Origin of the sequence: Nocardia cyriacigeorgica (assembly GCF_010858045.1) — a bacterium.
GTDB lineage: Bacteria > Actinomycetota > Actinomycetes > Mycobacteriales > Mycobacteriaceae > Nocardia > Nocardia cyriacigeorgica_E.
In genome coordinates this window covers 1-523 of sequence record NZ_JAAGVC010000105.1, presented here as the reverse complement: position 1 = coordinate 523, position 523 = coordinate 1, and the positions used below count along the sequence as shown (strand labels likewise).

The window sequence follows — 523 nt, the reverse complement described above, 5'->3', positions numbered from 1 at the left end:
TCGTGCAATTCGATAACGTCCACCTCGTCGATGCCGACGCCGGTCGCCGCGAACACTTCCTGCGCCGCTTTGCGCGTCATCGGAGCACCGACCACGTCGATCATCGATTCGGTGGCGAACGACGACGTGTCATCGGTGGCCAGCGCCTGGCCGAGAATCTCGACGGCGCGTTCGGCGAGCCCATGCTTGCGCACGAACGCCTCGCTGACCACGACCGCCGCCGCGGAACCGTCCGACATGGGCGAGCACTGCGAGCGGGTCAGCGGATCGTGCACGGGTTTGTCGCCGAGTACCTGCTCGAGCGTGTACGCGTCCTGGAACTGCGCGTAGGGGTTTCGGGTCGAATGCTCGTGGTTCTTCACCGCGACGCCTGCGAGTTGTTCGCGGGTCGTGCCATAGCGGCGCATGTGCTCGGCCCCGGCGGCGCCGAAGAACTGGGCTGTCAGCGGCGCCTTGCCGAATCCGTTGGTGGACTTCAGGACCGCGATATGGCGGTCGATGGTCGTCACGGCCGGGTTACCGG

The 523-nt window shown here is 66.5% G+C and carries 1 pseudogene; it reads right to left on the bottom strand.

Annotated elements, in window-relative coordinates:
• Positions 1-523, bottom strand: a pseudogene (locus tag GV790_RS28900) (Nonspecific lipid-transfer protein); the annotation flags it as partial.